The following is a 13,616-nucleotide window of genomic DNA, read 5'->3' as shown; positions in this document are numbered from 1 at the left end:
GCGCCGTCTGTCACCCGTGCTCCGCCGCAAGCAGCGTCGCGAGCGCCGCGACATCGGCGGCGATCACCTCCGCCCCGGCCGCGCGCAGCGCCTCGACCGGCTGGAACCCCCAGGCGACGCCGATGGCCCGCGCACCGGCCGCGCGCGCCATGGCCATATCGTAGGAGGAATCGCCGATCATCCAGGTCCGGTCCGGCGGCAGGCCGGTTTCGGAACAGGCGCGACGGATCATCGCCGGATCCGGCTTGGACGGGGCGTCATCGGCGGTCTGAACCGTCCGGAAGACCGTCGTCCACCCTTCCCGCTCAAGGATGGCCCCCACCCCGCGGCGGGACTTTCCGGTGGCGATGCCGAGCACGGCATCAGGCCGCGCCGCGAGCCCGGCGATCAGCGTCGCGATGCCGGGATAGAGCGGCTCGGGGATGCGCCGCTCCTGCCGCAGCCGGGCAAAGGCGACGCGATAGGCCTCGACCAGCGCTGCGACCGGGCCATCCGGCCCGACGAGCACCGTGAAGGCCTCATGCAACGACAGCCCCACGATCGACAGCGCGCGCGTCCGATCCGGCGCCGGCAGGCCGAGAGCAGCGAAGGCCGCGCCCTGCGCGGCGAGGATCATCGCTTCCGAATTGACGAGCGTGCCGTCGAGATCGAACAGGAACAGGCGGGACACGGGCGCGCCCTAGCACGGCGCGCGCCGCCCGCGAAGCGGATTTACGCGACGATCAGCCCGATCGCGAAGATCAGGATGCCGGAACCGATCGCCAGGGATCGGGCCATGGAGAGGATGGGCGCGAACATGGACACCTCCGGAGAGGAAATGATTCACGTTCATTTTACGATTCCCACCTGCGCCGGACCATGACGGCAACCTGAACTTTTCGTCATCTTAACGCCGATCAGCGCTCGGGCGCCTCCTCGATCGGATCGTAGCGGCTGGTATCGAATCCGAGCAGGTTGAAGCTCTGGAGCATGTGCGGCGGCAGCGGCGCCGAGACATCGAGCGGCGCGCCGGTGCGCGGATGCGGGATGACGATCCGCCGCGCCATCAGATGCAGGCGGTTCTGGATGCCGCCCGGCAATTGCCAGTTCTCCTTGTCGAAATATTTCGGATCGCCGACGATCGGATGGCCGATCTCGGCGGTGTGCACGCGAAGCTGGTGCGTCCGCCCCGTCACCGGCTTCAAGGATACCCAGGAGAGCTTCTTCGCCGCGCTCTCGACGACGGCGTAATAGGTCAGCGCGTGATCGGCGCCGTCATCGCCGTGTTTTGCGACCTTCATCTTCTGGTCGCCGTGCTGGTCGGTGCCCTTGGCAAGCCAGGTCGAGACGCGGCCCTGCTTGACCTTCGGCACCCCGACGACCAGTGCCCAGTAGATCTTGCGCGCCGCGCGGCTGCGGAAGGTTTTCGCCAGTGTCGCCGCCGCAAGTCGCGATTTCGCAACGATCAGGCAGCCGGCCGTATCCTTGTCGAGGCGATGGACAAGGCGCGGCTTCACGCCCTCGGCATCGCGGAGCGCCTCAAGCATGCCGTCGAGATGGCGCGTCATGCCCGAGCCGCCCTGGACGGCAAGGCCGAACGGCTTGTTGAGGATCATGAGATCCCTGTCCTCATAGAGGGTGATGGATTTGAGGAAGGTCGCGTCGTCGCCCGCCCTGGAGGGCCGGACGGAAACCGGACGCCCCGGCCGGCTTGCGGTGCCTGCTGCGCCCTTGATCGCCCGCCCGGAGACCCGCTCACCCGCCCCGGCTCCATCCTCCGGACCGGCGCCGCCAGGCGATTCCGCCGATTCGGCTTTTTCGCCGCCGCGCGCGAGCGGCGGAATGCGGATTGTCTGCCCCGGCTCGATGCGGGTTTCGGCCTTGGCGCGCCCGCCATCGATCCGCACCTGCCCCGTGCGCAGCAGCTTCTGGAGATGGCCGAAGGCGAGATCGGGAAAATGCGTCTTGAACCAGCGGTCGAGCCGCATCCCGGCCTCGTCTGCCGCGACCGACCGCGTCGTAACCCCGCTCCCGCGCGTGCCTCCACCGCTCATGACGCCCCCCGCAGGGCCGCGCCGACCGCGAGACCGGCCGCGACCGCCGCAAAGGAGAGCAACACCGAAGCAAGCACATAGACGAGTGCCCAGCCGCCCTCGCCCTCGCCGACGAGGCCCGCCGTATCGAGCGCGAAGGCCGAGAAGGTGGTGAACCCGCCGAGAAAGCCGGTCATCAGCAGCAGCCGGGCCTCCTGCCCACCCGCCGCCGCCGCCGGCAGCACGCGCGCCAGAACCCCGATCACGAAGGAGCCGAGGATGTTCACCGCCAGCGTGCCATAGGGAAAGCCGGCGCCGAGGAGGCGGATCGCCCCCAGCCCCACCAGCCAGCGCGCGAGCGAGCCGAGCCCGCCGCCGAGAAAGACATAAAGTGCCATGGTCATCCGGTTCTTGTGGCGGAAGCCCGCGCCGGGCGCAAGCGCCCCCCGGCACCGGACGGGCAGCGCCGAGGAGCCAGCCTCGAATCCCGCATCGCCGGCCGGGGCATGGCTGCCTCACCCGCCCCGGCGCTCGCGCCGGAGCTTCGCCCAGAATTCCAGCCGCTTGACGATCTCGCGCTCGAAGCCGCGCTCCGGCGGAGCGTAGAAATGCTGCCGGCCCAGCGCCTCGGGCCAGTAATCCTGCCCCGAAAAGGCATGCGGCGCATCGTGATCGTAATCGTAGCCCGCGCCATAACCTTCCGCCTTCATGAATTTCGTCGGCGCGTTGAGGATGGTCTTCGGCGGCGCGAGCGAGCCGGCCTCCTTCGCAACCCGCATCGCTGCCTTGAAGGCGGTGTAGGCGGCGTTCGATTTCGGCGCGGTCGCGAGATAGAGCACCGCATTGGCGAGCGCGAGTTCCCCCTCGGGCGAGCCGAGCTGCTCATAGGCTTCCGCGGCCGCGCGGGCATGAACCAGCGCCTGTGGATCGGCGAGCCCGATATCCTCCACCGCCATCCGCACCAGCCGGCGCGCGAGGAAGCGCGGATCCTCGCCGGCATCGCACATGCGGCAGAAATAATAGAGCGCGGCGTCTGGATCGGAGCCGCGCACGGATTTGTGCAGCGCCGAGATCAGGTTGTAATGCCCGTCCTCGCTCTTGTCGTAGATCGGCGCCCGGCGCTGGACCACGGCGCCGAGCCCGGCCTCATCCAGCACTTCGCCCGGCGCGGCCGCGCGCCAGATTTCCTCGGCGAGGGTCAGCGCCGCCCGGCCGTCGCCATCCGCCATCCGCGCAAGCGCGAGCCGCGCCGCCTCGCTCAACGGCAGGCGCGCGCCGGTCCGCGCCTCGGCGCGGTCGAGCAGGGCGAGGATCGCCGCCGCGTCGAGCGGCCTGAAGGTCAGAACCCGCGCGCGGGACAGCAGCGCGGCATTGAGCGCGAAGGACGGGTTCTCGGTCGTCGCCCCGACAAGCGTGATCGTGCCATCCTCCATCACCGGCAGGAAACTGTCCTGCTGCGCGCGGTTGAACCGATGGATCTCGTCGACGAAAAGCAGCGTCCCCTGCCCCATCCGGCGGCGCAGCCGCGCGCCCTCGAACACCTTCTTGAGATCCGCGACGCCGGAGAAGATCGCCGAGACCTGCTCGAAGGCGAGGTCGGTCTCGTGCGCCAGCAGCCGCGCCACCGTGGTCTTGCCGGTGCCGGGCGGCCCCCAGAGGATCAGCGAGCCGATGGAGCCGGAGCGCAAAAGCCGGCGCAGGGCGCCATCCTCGCCGGTGAGATGCTCCTGCCCGACGAGATCGGCCAGCACTTCCGGCCGCATCCTGTCCGCCAGCGGGCGGGGCGGCTCCCCGGCTCCGGCGGTCATCTCAGCCTCCGAGCACCGAATTGATCGTCTGACCGTTGCGGTTCAGCGTCACCCGCCAGACATAGGCCCGCGCCCGCGTCGCGCGGGCCATGGCGGCGGTATCGTCGATCCGCTGGCCGTTGACGGCCAGGATCACGTCGCCCTTCTGGAACCCGACCTGCGCCGCCGGCGAGCCCTCCTCGATCGCGGCGATGACGATCCCCCCCTCGGCCTGGGCGAGCGACAGCTCCTCCTTCACCGCCGGCGAGAGGTTCCACACCGTCGCGCCGGTGAAGGGCGAATCGCCCGCGATCGTCACGGCATTGCGCGGCGGCGTCTCCGGCGGGGCGGCGAGCCGGACCGTGACATCCTGCGCCTTGCCGCCGCGCAGCAGCGACACGATTGCCTGCCCGCCGATCGGCTTCGTCGCGAACCGGAAGCCGAAGGCGTCCGGATCCTCCACCGCCACCCCGTCCACCGCGACGATCACGTCGAGGCGCCGGATGCCGGCCTGCTCCGCCGGACCTCCGGGCACCACGCCCGCCACCAGCGCCCCCGCCGGCCGCGTCAGCGCCAGCGTCTCGGCAAGCTCTCCCGTCACCGGCTGAAGCGAGGCGCCGAACCAGGGCCGGCGCACCACCGCGCCGAGGCGCGCGCTCTCGACCACCGAGCGCACCATGTTCGCGGGGATCGCGAACCCGATGCCGTGGCTGCCGCCCGAGCGCGAGAAGATCGCCGTGTTGATGCCGACGACCCGCCCCGCCATGTCGACGAGCGCGCCGCCGGAATTGCCGGGATTGATCGCGGCATCGGTCTGGATGAAGAACTGATAATCCGAGATGCCGACCTGGGTGCGCGCCAGCGCCGAGACAATGCCCTGCGTCACCGTCTGCCCGACGCCGAACGGGTTGCCGATGGCGAGCACGAGATCTCCCACCTCGACCCGGTCGGAATCGCCGAGTTCCAGAAAGGCAAAGCTCTCGCGCGCCTTGATCTGGAGCACCGCGAGATCGGTCTTGGGGTCGCGCAGCTTGATCTCCGCCTCGAATTCGCGCCGGTCGGCAAGCGCGACCTTGATCTCGGTCATCCCCTCGATGACGTGATGATTGGTCACGACGATGCCGTCCTTCGCGACGATCACGCCGGAGCCGACGGATTGCCGCTGCCGCTCCGGCTGGGCGCCGAAGAATCGCTCGAAGAACGGATCCCCCGCGAAGGGGTTGCGCGCGCGCGGGCTGCGGCTCGACGCATAGACATTGACAACCGCCGGCGCCGCCGCCTTCACCACCGGCGCGAAGGACAGCGCGATTTCTCCGCGCGAGGCCGGCGGCCGCGCCGCCGGCTCTCCGCGCCGCAACCAGTCGAGCCCCTGCGCGGCGGCGGGGCCGGCGAGGAACAACGTGATTGCGAGCGGCCGGATCAACCCGCGATAAACCCTGCGCGCAGCTTTGTCATAGGCTTGCATGATCGGTTCACCTTCTTGCCGGAGCCTCGTCGCATGGAAGTGTGGAGTAGATCGTGCTGACGCAGATTGTCTACACAAGTCGCCCCAGATTCGATCCGACCGGCACCAGCGGCCGGAAAACGCTCGACACGATCCTTGCCGCGGCGCGCCGCCACAATGCCGAAAGCGGCGTCACCGGCTTCCTGATGGTGGCGCCGGAGCGGCTGGCGCAGATCCTGGAAGGCGATGCGGTCTCCGTCGGCCAGACGCTGACGCGCATCCTCGCCGATCCGCGCCACGAGGCAGTACAGCTCCTCGACATGCGCCTGGTTCCCGAGCGCACGTTCAGCGGCTGGTCGATGGGCGTTACCGAATCCGCCGGCGATCCAGGCGCCCGCCCCGGCGGGGTCAACGCGCTGACCGCCGAGGATTTCGTACGCCTCGCTGCGGCGGCGGCGAACAAGGCGTCGAACTGATCGGCCTAAAAACGCACAGGGGCGGCCGAAGCCGCCCCTCGAAAACCTGCCCGGCGCCGCGCCTCACGCGGCGGCCGGAGCCTCCGCGGCCTGCTCGGCCGCACGCGCCCGGTCGGCGGCGCCCTTGGCATCGACATCGCGGTCGACGAATTCGATCACCGCCATCGGCGCGGCATCGCCGTAGCGGAACCCGGCCTTCATGATCCGCAGATAGCCGCCATTGCGCGCCGCGTAGCGCTTGGCGATCGTGTCGAACAGCTTCTTGACAACGCTCTCGTCGCGCAGCTGGGCGATCGCCTGCCGGCGCGCATGCAGGTCGCCGCGCTTGCCGAGCGTGACGAGCTTCTCGACGATCGGGCGAAGATCCTTCGCCTTCGGCAGCGTCGTCATGATCTGCTCATGGGTGATGAGCGACTGGGCGAGGTTCATGAACATCGCCTTGCGATGGCTGGCCGTGCGCGAGAAGCGCCGGCCGCGGTAACCGTGACGCATGGTGGCTCTCCTTGATTATGACGCCCGCCGTGCCAAGGAACGGGCGACCTGCTTGGGAAGCCGGCAATGGGCAAGGCCCGTGCCGGCTGCCTCAGTAATGCTCCTCGAACCGCTTGGCGAGGTCCTCGATATTCTCCGGCGGCCAGCCCGGCACTTCCATGCCGAGATGCAGCCCCATCTGCGCCAGCACTTCCTTGATCTCGTTGAGCGACTTGCGGCCGAAATTCGGCGTGCGCAGCATCTCGCTCTCGGTCTTCTGGATCAGGTCGCCGATATAGACGATGTTGTCGTTCTTCAGGCAATTCGCCGAGCGCACCGAAAGCTCCAGCTCGTCGACCTTCTTGAGCAGCGCCGGGTTGAAGGCGAGATCGGGGATCGCCGCCTGCGTCTCCGGCTTCTTCGGCTCCTCGAAATTGAGGAAGATCTCGAGCTGGTCCTGGAGGATGCGCGCCGAATAGGCGAGCGCGTCCTCCGGCGAGACGGCGCCGTCGGTCTCGATCGTCATCGTCAGCTTGTCGTAATCGAGGATCTGCCCCGAGCGGGTGTTCTCGACGCGATAGCTGACCTTCTTGACCGGGGAGAACAGGCTGTCGACCGGGATGAGGCCGATCGCCGAATCCTCGGTGCGGTTGCGGTCCGCGGCGACATAGCCCTTGCCGGTGGTGACATGCAGCTCCATGCGGATCTCGGCGCCCTCGTCGAGGGTGCAGATCTCGAGTTCCGGGTTCAGGACCTGGATGTCGCCGGTGACCTGGATGTCGCCGGCGGTGACGATGCCCGGCCCCGACTTGCGCAGGATGAGGCGCTTCACGCCGTCGCCCTGCATCTTGAACGAGATGTCCTTCACGTTGAGGACGATATCGGTCACGTCCTCGCGCACGCCGGCGATCGAGGAGAACTCATGCAGCACGCCGTCGATATGGATCGCGGTCACCGCCGCGCCCTGGAGCGAGGAGAGCAGGATGCGGCGCAGCGCATTGCCGAGCGTCATGCCGAAGCCGCGCTCGAGCGGCTCGGCCACGACGGTCGCGACGCGGCTGGCATCGTCGCCGGGGGTGACATCGAGCTTCGTCGGCTTGATCAGGTCCTGCCAATTCTTCTGGATCACGGGGTTTGTCCTTGAAACGGCACTTGAAAACGGCGGCGGGCCCGCAAATGCGGGCCCATGCACAGGTGAAGCGAAGATCAGACGCGGCGGCGCTTGCGCGGGCGGCAGCCGTTATGCGGGATCGGCGTCACGTCCCGGATCGAGGTCACGGTGAAGCCGGCCGATTGCAGCGCCCGCAGCGCCGATTCGCGCCCCGAGCCCGGCCCGGACACCTCGACCTCGAGCGTGCGCATGCCATGCTCCGAGGCCTTGCGCGCCGCATCCTCCGCCGCGACCTGCGCCGCGTAGGGGGTCGATTTCTTCGAGCCCTTGAAGCCCATCGTGCCCGCCGACGACCAGGAGATCGCGTTGCCCTGCGCGTCGGTGATCGTGATCATCGTGTTGTTGAACGAGGCGTTCACATGCGCGATGCCCGAAACGATGTTCTTGCGCTCGCGGCGGCGGATACGTTGCGCTTCCTTGGCCATACGGTCTGAGCCTTCGTGTCTCGAATGCGGAACAGGGCGCGAGAAGCCGCGCCCGGGAAATTACTTCTTCTTGCCGGCGATCGGCTTGGCCTTGCCCTTGCGGGTGCGCGCATTGGTATGCGTGCGCTGGCCACGGACCGGCAGGCCGCGGCGATGACGCATGCCGCGATAGCAGCCGAGATCCATCAGCCGCTTGATGTTCATGGCGGTCTCGCGCCGCAGGTCGCCCTCGACCATGTAGTCGCGGTCGATCGTCTCGCGGATCTGGAGGATCTCCGCGTCGGTGAGCTGGTTGACGCGGCGATCGAGCGGAATCCCGACCTTCTCGCAGATCTCCAGCGCATTCACCGGCCCGATGCCGTGAATGTAGCGCAGCGCGATGCATACGCGCTTCGACGTCGGAATGTTCACGCCCGCGATACGAGCCACGGCTTCTCTCCTCGTTTGGCGCGCCGGACCGATATCCGCTGCGCCCTGGTCCGGCCCATGCAGGCATGGGCGCGGGCCGATCATCAATTCCGCTTTCCGCGGGGCTGCCGGACCTGGCCTGGCCGGGTCCGGTAAACGTAAAAACGCGCGAGTTGCCCCGCGCGAACGGCCTCGACGGTAAGGGCCTGCCGATAGCGGCTCGGGCTCCTCGCGTCAAGACCTAATCTCGGCCGAACCGTGCCGGCCGCCGGCTCAGGCGCCGAGGACGGCGTCGATCGCCTGCGCCACCGCCTCGATCGGCTGCATCCCGTCGATCACCGTGAGCTGGCCGCGCGCCGCGTAGAACGGCGTCACGGCGGCGGTGTCGCGGTTATAGGCCGCAAGCCGCGTCTTGAAGATCTCGGGATCATCGTCCTTGCGCACCGGCTGGCCGGCAGCACGCGTCTCCTCGGCGCGCTTGATGATGCGCCCGACGAGCGCGCCCTGATCGACCTTGAGCTCGATCACCGCGTCGAGCTTCAGCCCCGCCTCGTGCAGCAGCGTCTCGAGCGCCTCGGCCTGCGCCACCGTGCGCGGGAAGCCGTCAAGGATGAACCCCTTCGCGGCGTCCGGCTCGGCGATCCGGTCCCGGATGATGCCGATCACGATCTCGTCGGAGACGAGCCCCCCCGCCTCCATGATCGCCCTGGCCTTGAGACCGACCGGGGTGCCGGCGGCCACGGCGGCGCGCAGCATGTCGCCGGTCGAGAGCTGGACGATCCCGTGTTTCTGAACGAGGCGAGCTGCCTGCGTCCCCTTCCCCGCGCCGGGGGGCCCCAGCAGAATGAGCCTCATGTCAGCGCTTGCTCCCTCGCAGCTTGGCCTTCTTCACGAGGCCCTCGTATTGATGCGCCAGCAGGTAGCCATGCACCTGGGCAACGGTATCCATCGTCACCGACACGACAATCAGGATCGATGTCCCGCCGAAATAGAACGGCAGCGCCGCCGCCGAAATGAGAAATTCGGGTAAGAGACAGATCGCGGTGAGATAGGCCGCACCGATCACCGTGATGCGCGAGAGCACTTGGTCGATATGCGCTGCCGTCTTCTCGCCCGGCCGGATGCCCGGAATGAAGCCGCCATGCTTCTTGAGGTTGTCGGCGGTCTCGGTCGGGTTGAACACGATCGCCGTGTAGAAGAACGCGAAGAAGATGATCAGCGCTGCATAGAGCGCCATGTAGAGCGGCCGGCCATGCCCGAGATAGGTGTTCATGGTCTGGAGCCATTGCGGCCCGCCGGCCTGGGCGAAGCTGGCGATCGTCGTCGGCATCAGCAGCAGCGAGGAGGCGAAGATCGGCGGAATGACGCCGGCCGTGTTGAGCTTCAGCGGCAGGAAGGAGGTCTGCCCTTCATAGACGCGGTTGCCCATCTGCCGCTTGGGATAATTGATCAGCAGCCGCCTTTGCGCCCGCTCCATGAACACGATGAAGGCGACGACCGCCACCGCCATCACCATGACGCCGAGAATGATCCCGGTCGAGAGCGCGCCCTGCCGGCCGAGTTCGAGCGTGCCGGCGATCGCCGCCGGCAATTCGGCCACGATGCCGGCGAAGATGATGAGCGAGGTGCCGTTGCCGATGCCGCGGCTGGTGATCTGCTCGCCGAGCCACATCAGGAACAGGGTGCCGCCGGTGAGCGTGACGACCGTCGAGAGCACGAAGAACAGCCCAGGATTGGCGACGATCCGCTCCGAGCCCTGGAGGCCCACCGCGATGCCGTAGGACTGGAACAGCGCCAGCAGCACGGTGAGATAGCGGGTATATTGGTTGATCTGCCGCCGCCCGGCCTCGCCCTCCTTCTTCAGCGCCTCAAGCGAAGGCGAAACCGTCGTCATCAGCTGGATGATGATCGAGGCCGAGATATAGGGCATGATGTTGAGCGCGAAGATCGCGAGACGCCCGACCGCACCGCCGGAAAACATGTTGAACAGCCCGAGCACGCCGGCCGATTGCTGCTTGAACACGTCGGCGAGCGCATCCGGGTTGATGCCGGGCAGCGGGATATAGGTGCCGAGGCGGTAGACGAGCAGCGCGCCGAGCGTGAACCAGATCCGCTTCTTGAGCTCGTCCGCCTTGGCGAGCGCGCCGAAGTTGAGATTTGCCGCGAGCTGTTCCGCTGCCGATGCCATGTGCTTCCCGTCCAAGGCCGGTAACGGCCCGCTCCCTGCCCTGCCGTCCGCGCGGACGGTCCGGGATGTGTTCTGCGGCCTGCCGCCGGACGGTGGAGGCGCCCGGAAGCGCCCGGATTTCCGGCGGAAGCACGTCTCCCGTCGAGATAGGCACGGCGCCGGGGCTTGTCACCCCCGGCGCCGGAATTCGTCACGCCCCGGCTTCGGCCAGGATCTTGACCGAGCCGCCGGCCTTCTCGATCGCGGCGACCGCGCTCTTCGAGGCCCGGAAGACCTCGAAGGCGAGCTTCGCCTTGATCTCGCCGACGCCGAGGATCTTCACCCCGTCGCGCGGCTTCGCGCAGATGCCGGCCGCGACCAGGCTGTCGATCGTCACCACGGCGCCCTTGTCGAGCTTGCCGGCGTCGATCGCCTCCTGGATGCGGCCGAGATTGACCTCGTTGAGGTCCTTCGCGCCGATATTGTTGAAGCCGCGCTTCGGGAGGCGCCGATGCAGCGGCATCTGGCCGCCCTCGAAGCCCTTGATCGAGACGCCGGTGCGGGCCTTCTGGCCCTTCACGCCGCGTCCGCCGGTCTTGCCCTTGCCGGAGCCGATGCCGCGGCCGACACGCATGCGCGCCTTGGTGGCGCCCTCGTTGTCACGGAGGTCGGTGAGTTTCATGGCTAGCTCCTCAACCTTCGACGATGCGGACCATGTGCGCGACCTTCGCCACCATGCCCCGGACATCCGGAGTATCGGGAAGGACGGCGCGCCGGCCGATCTTGTTGAGCCGGAGGCCGACCAGCGTCGCGCGCTGATCCTGCGGCCGGCGGATGGGGCTTGCATATTGCTCGACGGTGATGGTCTTGCCCGTCGCCTTCTTCGCGTCCTTGGCCATGTTCCGCCCCCTTACGCGTCGACGGCTTCGCCGCCGTCGATGTCACGACGGCGCGATTGCAGGACCGACACCTTGAGACCGCGGCGCGCCGCGACCGAACGCGGGGAATCTTCCGCCTTCAGCGCCGCGAAGGTCGCGCGGACCATGTTGTAGGGGTTGGAGGAGCCGAGCGACTTGGCGACGACATCATGCATGCCGAGGCACTCGAACACCGCGCGCATCGGGCCGCCGGCGATGATGCCGGTGCCGGCCGGCGCCGCGCGCAGAACCACCTTGCCCGAGCCGTGCCGGCCGGGAACATCGTGATGCAGGGTGCGCCCCTCGCGCAGCGGCACGCGGATCAGCGCCCGCTTGGCGCTCTCGGTCGCCTTGCGGATCGCCTCCGGCACCTCGCGCGCCTTGCCATGGCCGAAACCGACCCGGCCCTTCTGATCGCCGACGACGACGAGCGCGGCGAACGCCATGCGGCGGCCGCCCTTCACCGTCTTGGCGACGCGGTTGATATGGACGAGGCGGTCGATGAACTCGTTGTCGCGCTCGTCCCGGTCGCGGTCGCGGCGCTCGCGGCCTTCCCGGCCGCGGCCCGAGCCGCCCTCACGTTCTGCTGCCATGCTTCTCTTCCTTACTTGCGCGGGAGCCTCGCCCCCGCTCGCTTGGCGCCGGCCTGGAGGATTCCCGAATCCCGGGAATCCCCTGCGCCGGCCTGTTGAGACGGGACTTTAGAAGTCGAGCCCCGCCTCGCGGGCGCCTTCGGCCAGAGCCTTGACGCGCCCGTGATAGATATATTGCCCGCGATCGAACACGACCGCCTTCACGCCCGCGGCGAGCGCGCGCTCGGCCACGAGCTTGCCGATGGCCTTCGCCGCCGCGATATCGGCGCCGGTCTTGAGCTGCGCCCGGACATCCTTCTCGACCGTCGAGGCGGCGACCAGCGTCACGCCCTTCTGGTCATCGATGATCTGGGCATAGATCTGCTTCGACGAGCGGAAGACGGAGAGCCGCGGACGGCCATTGGCCGCCTTGCGGACCTGGGCGCGGACGCGCGCCCTGCGGCGCTCGGTGGTGGTGAGATGAGCCATGACCAATCCGCCTTACTTCTTCTTGCCTTCCTTGCGGAAGATGAACTCGCCCTCATACCGGACACCCTTGCCCTTGAAGGGCTCGGGGCCACGATAGGCCCGGATCTCGGCCGCGACCTGCCCGACCTGCTGCGCATCGATGCCGGAGACGACGATCTCGGTCGGCTTGGGCGTCGCGATCGCGATGCCCGCCGGGATCGGGTAGAGCACCGGATGCGAGTAGCCGAGCGAGAGGTTGAGGTTCTTGCCCTCGACCGCCGCCTTGTAGCCGACACCGGTGATCTCGAGCTTCTTCTCGAAGCCCTTGGTCACACCGGTGACGAGATTCTGGATCCGCGCGCGGCTGGTGCCCCAGAGCGCGCGGGCGCGCTTGGTCTCGCTGCGCGGGTTGACCGTGATGACATTGCCCTCGAGCACGACGGCAACATCATCCGGCACGGTGAAATGCAGCTCGCCCTTCGGCCCCTTGACCGAGACCTTCTGGCCATCGAGCTTCGGGGTCGTGCCGGTGGGCAGCTCGACCGGCTTCTTGCCGACTTTCGACATCTGTCCCTCCCTGACCTTAGAAGACCGTGCAGAGCACTTCGCCGCCGACATTCTGCTCGCGGGCGTCATGATCGGCCATCACGCCGCGCGGCGTGGAGACGATCGTGATGCCGAGGCCATTGGCCACGCGCGGCATGGTGTCGACCGATGAATAGACCCGGCGGCCGGGCTTGGAGACGCGACGGATCTCGCGGATCGCCGGCTCGCCCTCGAAATATTTCAGCTCGATATCGAATTCCGTCCGACCATTGCCGAACTGCGTCTCGGAATAGCCGCGGATGAAGCCCTCGGACTTGAGAACCTCCAGCACGCGGGCGCGCAGCTTCGAGCCCGGCGTGGTGACGCGCGACTTCTTGCGCATCTGCGCGTTGCGGATGCGGGTGAGCATATCGCCCAGGGGATCGACCATCGACATGTAGCCCCCCTTACCAGCTGGACTTCACGAGGCCCGGAACGAGCCCCTTGTTGCCGAGTTCGCGCAGCGCGATACGGCTCATCTTGAACTTGCGGTAATTCGCGCGCGGACGCCCCGTCACCTCGCAGCGGAGGCGGAAGCGGTTCTCGGCCGAATTGCGCGGGAGTTCCGCGAGCTTGAGCGTTGCGGCGAAGCGTTCCTCGATCGGAAGCTCCTTGTTCATGATGATCGCCTTCAAGGCCGCGCGCTTGCCGGCATATTGCTGGCTCAGCTTCTGGCGGCGCTTGTTCTTCTCGACCATGCCCTTCTTGGCCAT

19 protein-coding genes are annotated in these 13,616 nt (G+C 68.0%); 1 reads left to right on the top strand and 18 read right to left on the bottom strand.

What is annotated here, in order from left to right; translation table 11 throughout:
• Positions 1–10: 10 nt before the first annotated feature.
• From FWJ24_RS10030 to FWJ24_RS10010, 5 genes are all read right to left on the bottom strand, one after another.
• On the bottom strand, positions 11–670 hold the full coding sequence (locus tag FWJ24_RS10030; RefSeq protein WP_246155646.1) for an HAD-IA family hydrolase: 660 nt from the start codon (positions 668–670) through the stop codon (positions 11–13).
• A 226-nt stretch (positions 671–896) separates the two neighbouring features.
• Positions 897–2,033 carry an RluA family pseudouridine synthase gene (locus FWJ24_RS10025; protein ID WP_150287689.1) on the bottom strand — a complete coding sequence of 379 codons (1,137 nt, stop codon included), beginning with the start codon at positions 2,031–2,033 and terminating at the stop codon, positions 897–899.
• Positions 2,030–2,416 carry a fluoride efflux transporter CrcB gene (gene crcB, locus FWJ24_RS10020; protein ID WP_150287688.1) on the bottom strand — a complete coding sequence of 129 codons (387 nt, stop codon included), beginning with the start codon at positions 2,414–2,416 and terminating at the stop codon, positions 2,030–2,032. The genes FWJ24_RS10025 and crcB overlap by 4 nt, the downstream gene beginning before the upstream one ends.
• Before the next feature lie 111 nt (positions 2,417–2,527).
• Complete coding sequence (locus FWJ24_RS10015) at positions 2,528–3,820, bottom strand: replication-associated recombination protein A (protein WP_150287687.1); 1,293 nt, start codon at positions 3,818–3,820, stop codon at positions 2,528–2,530.
• Position 3,821: 1 nt separating this feature from the next.
• Positions 3,822–5,264 carry a Do family serine endopeptidase gene (locus FWJ24_RS10010; protein WP_150287686.1) on the bottom strand — a complete coding sequence of 481 codons (1,443 nt, stop codon included), beginning with the start codon at positions 5,262–5,264 and terminating at the stop codon, positions 3,822–3,824.
• 53 nt (positions 5,265–5,317) lie between these two features.
• Here FWJ24_RS10010 and FWJ24_RS10005 point away from each other — a divergent pair, with 53 nt between their 5' ends.
• Complete coding sequence (locus FWJ24_RS10005; RefSeq protein ID WP_166443655.1) at positions 5,318–5,719, top strand: BLUF domain-containing protein; 402 nt, start codon at positions 5,318–5,320, stop codon at positions 5,717–5,719.
• A 63-nt stretch (positions 5,720–5,782) separates the two neighbouring features.
• On the opposite strand, the gene rplQ is transcribed toward FWJ24_RS10005, so the two are convergent.
• The 13 genes from rplQ to rpsN all read right to left on the bottom strand — a co-directional run bounded on the left by rplQ (position 5,783) and on the right by rpsN (position 13,616).
• Positions 5,783–6,211: a 50S ribosomal protein L17 gene (rplQ, locus tag FWJ24_RS10000; protein WP_150287684.1), complete on the bottom strand. Its 429-nt coding sequence runs from the start codon at positions 6,209–6,211 to the stop codon at positions 5,783–5,785.
• Between the two features lie 91 nt (positions 6,212–6,302).
• The gene (locus FWJ24_RS09995; protein WP_150287683.1) at positions 6,303–7,319 is read right to left on the bottom strand and encodes a DNA-directed RNA polymerase subunit alpha; all 1,017 of its coding nucleotides are present in this window, start codon (positions 7,317–7,319) and stop codon (positions 6,303–6,305) included.
• A 77-nt stretch (positions 7,320–7,396) separates the two neighbouring features.
• Positions 7,397–7,786, bottom strand: a complete 390-nt coding sequence (gene rpsK, locus FWJ24_RS09990) for a 30S ribosomal protein S11 (protein WP_150287682.1) — start codon at positions 7,784–7,786, stop codon at positions 7,397–7,399.
• A gap of 60 nt (positions 7,787–7,846) precedes the next feature.
• Positions 7,847–8,215: a 30S ribosomal protein S13 gene (gene rpsM / locus FWJ24_RS09985; RefSeq protein WP_150287681.1), complete on the bottom strand. Its 369-nt coding sequence runs from the start codon at positions 8,213–8,215 to the stop codon at positions 7,847–7,849.
• A 252-nt stretch (positions 8,216–8,467) separates the two neighbouring features.
• The gene (locus FWJ24_RS09980; protein WP_150287680.1) at positions 8,468–9,049 is read right to left on the bottom strand and encodes an adenylate kinase; all 582 of its coding nucleotides are present in this window, start codon (positions 9,047–9,049) and stop codon (positions 8,468–8,470) included.
• A gap of 1 nt (position 9,050) precedes the next feature.
• Positions 9,051–10,382: a preprotein translocase subunit SecY gene (gene secY, locus FWJ24_RS09975; protein ID WP_150287679.1), complete on the bottom strand. Its 1,332-nt coding sequence runs from the start codon at positions 10,380–10,382 to the stop codon at positions 9,051–9,053.
• 190 nt (positions 10,383–10,572) lie between these two features.
• Complete coding sequence (gene rplO, locus FWJ24_RS09970; protein ID WP_150287678.1) at positions 10,573–11,043, bottom strand: 50S ribosomal protein L15; 471 nt, start codon at positions 11,041–11,043, stop codon at positions 10,573–10,575.
• Between the two features lie 10 nt (positions 11,044–11,053).
• Positions 11,054–11,260: a 50S ribosomal protein L30 gene (gene rpmD, locus FWJ24_RS09965; RefSeq protein WP_150287677.1), complete on the bottom strand. Its 207-nt coding sequence runs from the start codon at positions 11,258–11,260 to the stop codon at positions 11,054–11,056.
• An 11-nt stretch (positions 11,261–11,271) separates the two neighbouring features.
• Entirely contained in the window at positions 11,272–11,871 is a 600-nt protein-coding gene (gene rpsE, locus FWJ24_RS09960; RefSeq protein WP_150287676.1) for a 30S ribosomal protein S5, read from the bottom strand.
• Between the two features lie 108 nt (positions 11,872–11,979).
• Positions 11,980–12,339 carry a 50S ribosomal protein L18 gene (rplR, locus tag FWJ24_RS09955; protein ID WP_150287675.1) on the bottom strand — a complete coding sequence of 120 codons (360 nt, stop codon included), beginning with the start codon at positions 12,337–12,339 and terminating at the stop codon, positions 11,980–11,982.
• A gap of 12 nt (positions 12,340–12,351) precedes the next feature.
• A complete protein-coding gene (rplF, locus tag FWJ24_RS09950) occupies positions 12,352–12,885 on the bottom strand; it encodes a 50S ribosomal protein L6 (RefSeq protein WP_150287674.1) in 534 nt (177 codons plus the stop codon).
• A 16-nt stretch (positions 12,886–12,901) separates the two neighbouring features.
• Positions 12,902–13,300, bottom strand: a complete 399-nt coding sequence (rpsH, locus tag FWJ24_RS09945) for a 30S ribosomal protein S8 (RefSeq protein WP_150287673.1) — start codon at positions 13,298–13,300, stop codon at positions 12,902–12,904.
• Between the two features lie 10 nt (positions 13,301–13,310).
• The gene (gene rpsN, locus FWJ24_RS09940; RefSeq protein ID WP_150287672.1) at positions 13,311–13,616 is read right to left on the bottom strand and encodes a 30S ribosomal protein S14; all 306 of its coding nucleotides are present in this window, start codon (positions 13,614–13,616) and stop codon (positions 13,311–13,313) included.

It is taken from the genome of Rhabdaerophilum calidifontis (assembly GCF_008641065.1).
GTDB classification, from domain to species: Bacteria; Pseudomonadota; Alphaproteobacteria; order Rhizobiales; family Beijerinckiaceae; genus Rhabdaerophilum; species Rhabdaerophilum calidifontis.
This window is presented reverse-complemented; position numbering and strand designations above follow the sequence as displayed.

Excerpts from the sequence above, each read along its gene's own strand:
- FWJ24_RS10010 (WP_150287686.1), bottom strand. The coding sequence starts at position 5,264 with ATGCAAGCCTATGACAAAGCTGCGCGCAGGGTTTATCGCGGGTTGATC.
- FWJ24_RS09980 (WP_150287680.1), bottom strand. The coding sequence starts at position 9,049 with ATGAGGCTCATTCTGCTGGGGCCCCCCGGCGCGGGGAAGGGGACGCAG.
- rpsH (WP_150287673.1), bottom strand. The coding sequence starts at position 13,300 with ATGTCGATGGTCGATCCCCTGGGCGATATGCTCACCCGCATCCGCAAC.
- rpsE (WP_150287676.1), bottom strand. The coding sequence starts at position 11,871 with ATGGCAGCAGAACGTGAGGGCGGCTCGGGCCGCGGCCGGGAAGGCCGC.
- rpsN (WP_150287672.1), bottom strand. The coding sequence starts at position 13,616 with ATGGCCAAGAAGGGCATGGTCGAGAAGAACAAGCGCCGCCAGAAGCTG.
- rplR (WP_150287675.1), bottom strand. The coding sequence starts at position 12,339 with ATGGCTCATCTCACCACCACCGAGCGCCGCAGGGCGCGCGTCCGCGCC.
- FWJ24_RS10015 (WP_150287687.1), bottom strand. The coding sequence starts at position 3,820 with ATGACCGCCGGAGCCGGGGAGCCGCCCCGCCCGCTGGCGGACAGGATG.
- secY (WP_150287679.1), bottom strand. The coding sequence starts at position 10,382 with ATGGCATCGGCAGCGGAACAGCTCGCGGCAAATCTCAACTTCGGCGCG.
- rplO (WP_150287678.1), bottom strand. The coding sequence starts at position 11,043 with ATGAAACTCACCGACCTCCGTGACAACGAGGGCGCCACCAAGGCGCGC.
- rpsK (WP_150287682.1), bottom strand. The coding sequence starts at position 7,786 with ATGGCCAAGGAAGCGCAACGTATCCGCCGCCGCGAGCGCAAGAACATC.
- FWJ24_RS10025 (WP_150287689.1), bottom strand. The coding sequence starts at position 2,033 with ATGAGCGGTGGAGGCACGCGCGGGAGCGGGGTTACGACGCGGTCGGTC.
- rplF (WP_150287674.1), bottom strand. The coding sequence starts at position 12,885 with ATGTCGAAAGTCGGCAAGAAGCCGGTCGAGCTGCCCACCGGCACGACC.
- crcB (WP_150287688.1), bottom strand. The coding sequence starts at position 2,416 with ATGACCATGGCACTTTATGTCTTTCTCGGCGGCGGGCTCGGCTCGCTC.
- rplQ (WP_150287684.1), bottom strand. The coding sequence starts at position 6,211 with ATGCGTCACGGTTACCGCGGCCGGCGCTTCTCGCGCACGGCCAGCCAT.
- rpmD (WP_150287677.1), bottom strand. The coding sequence starts at position 11,260 with ATGGCCAAGGACGCGAAGAAGGCGACGGGCAAGACCATCACCGTCGAG.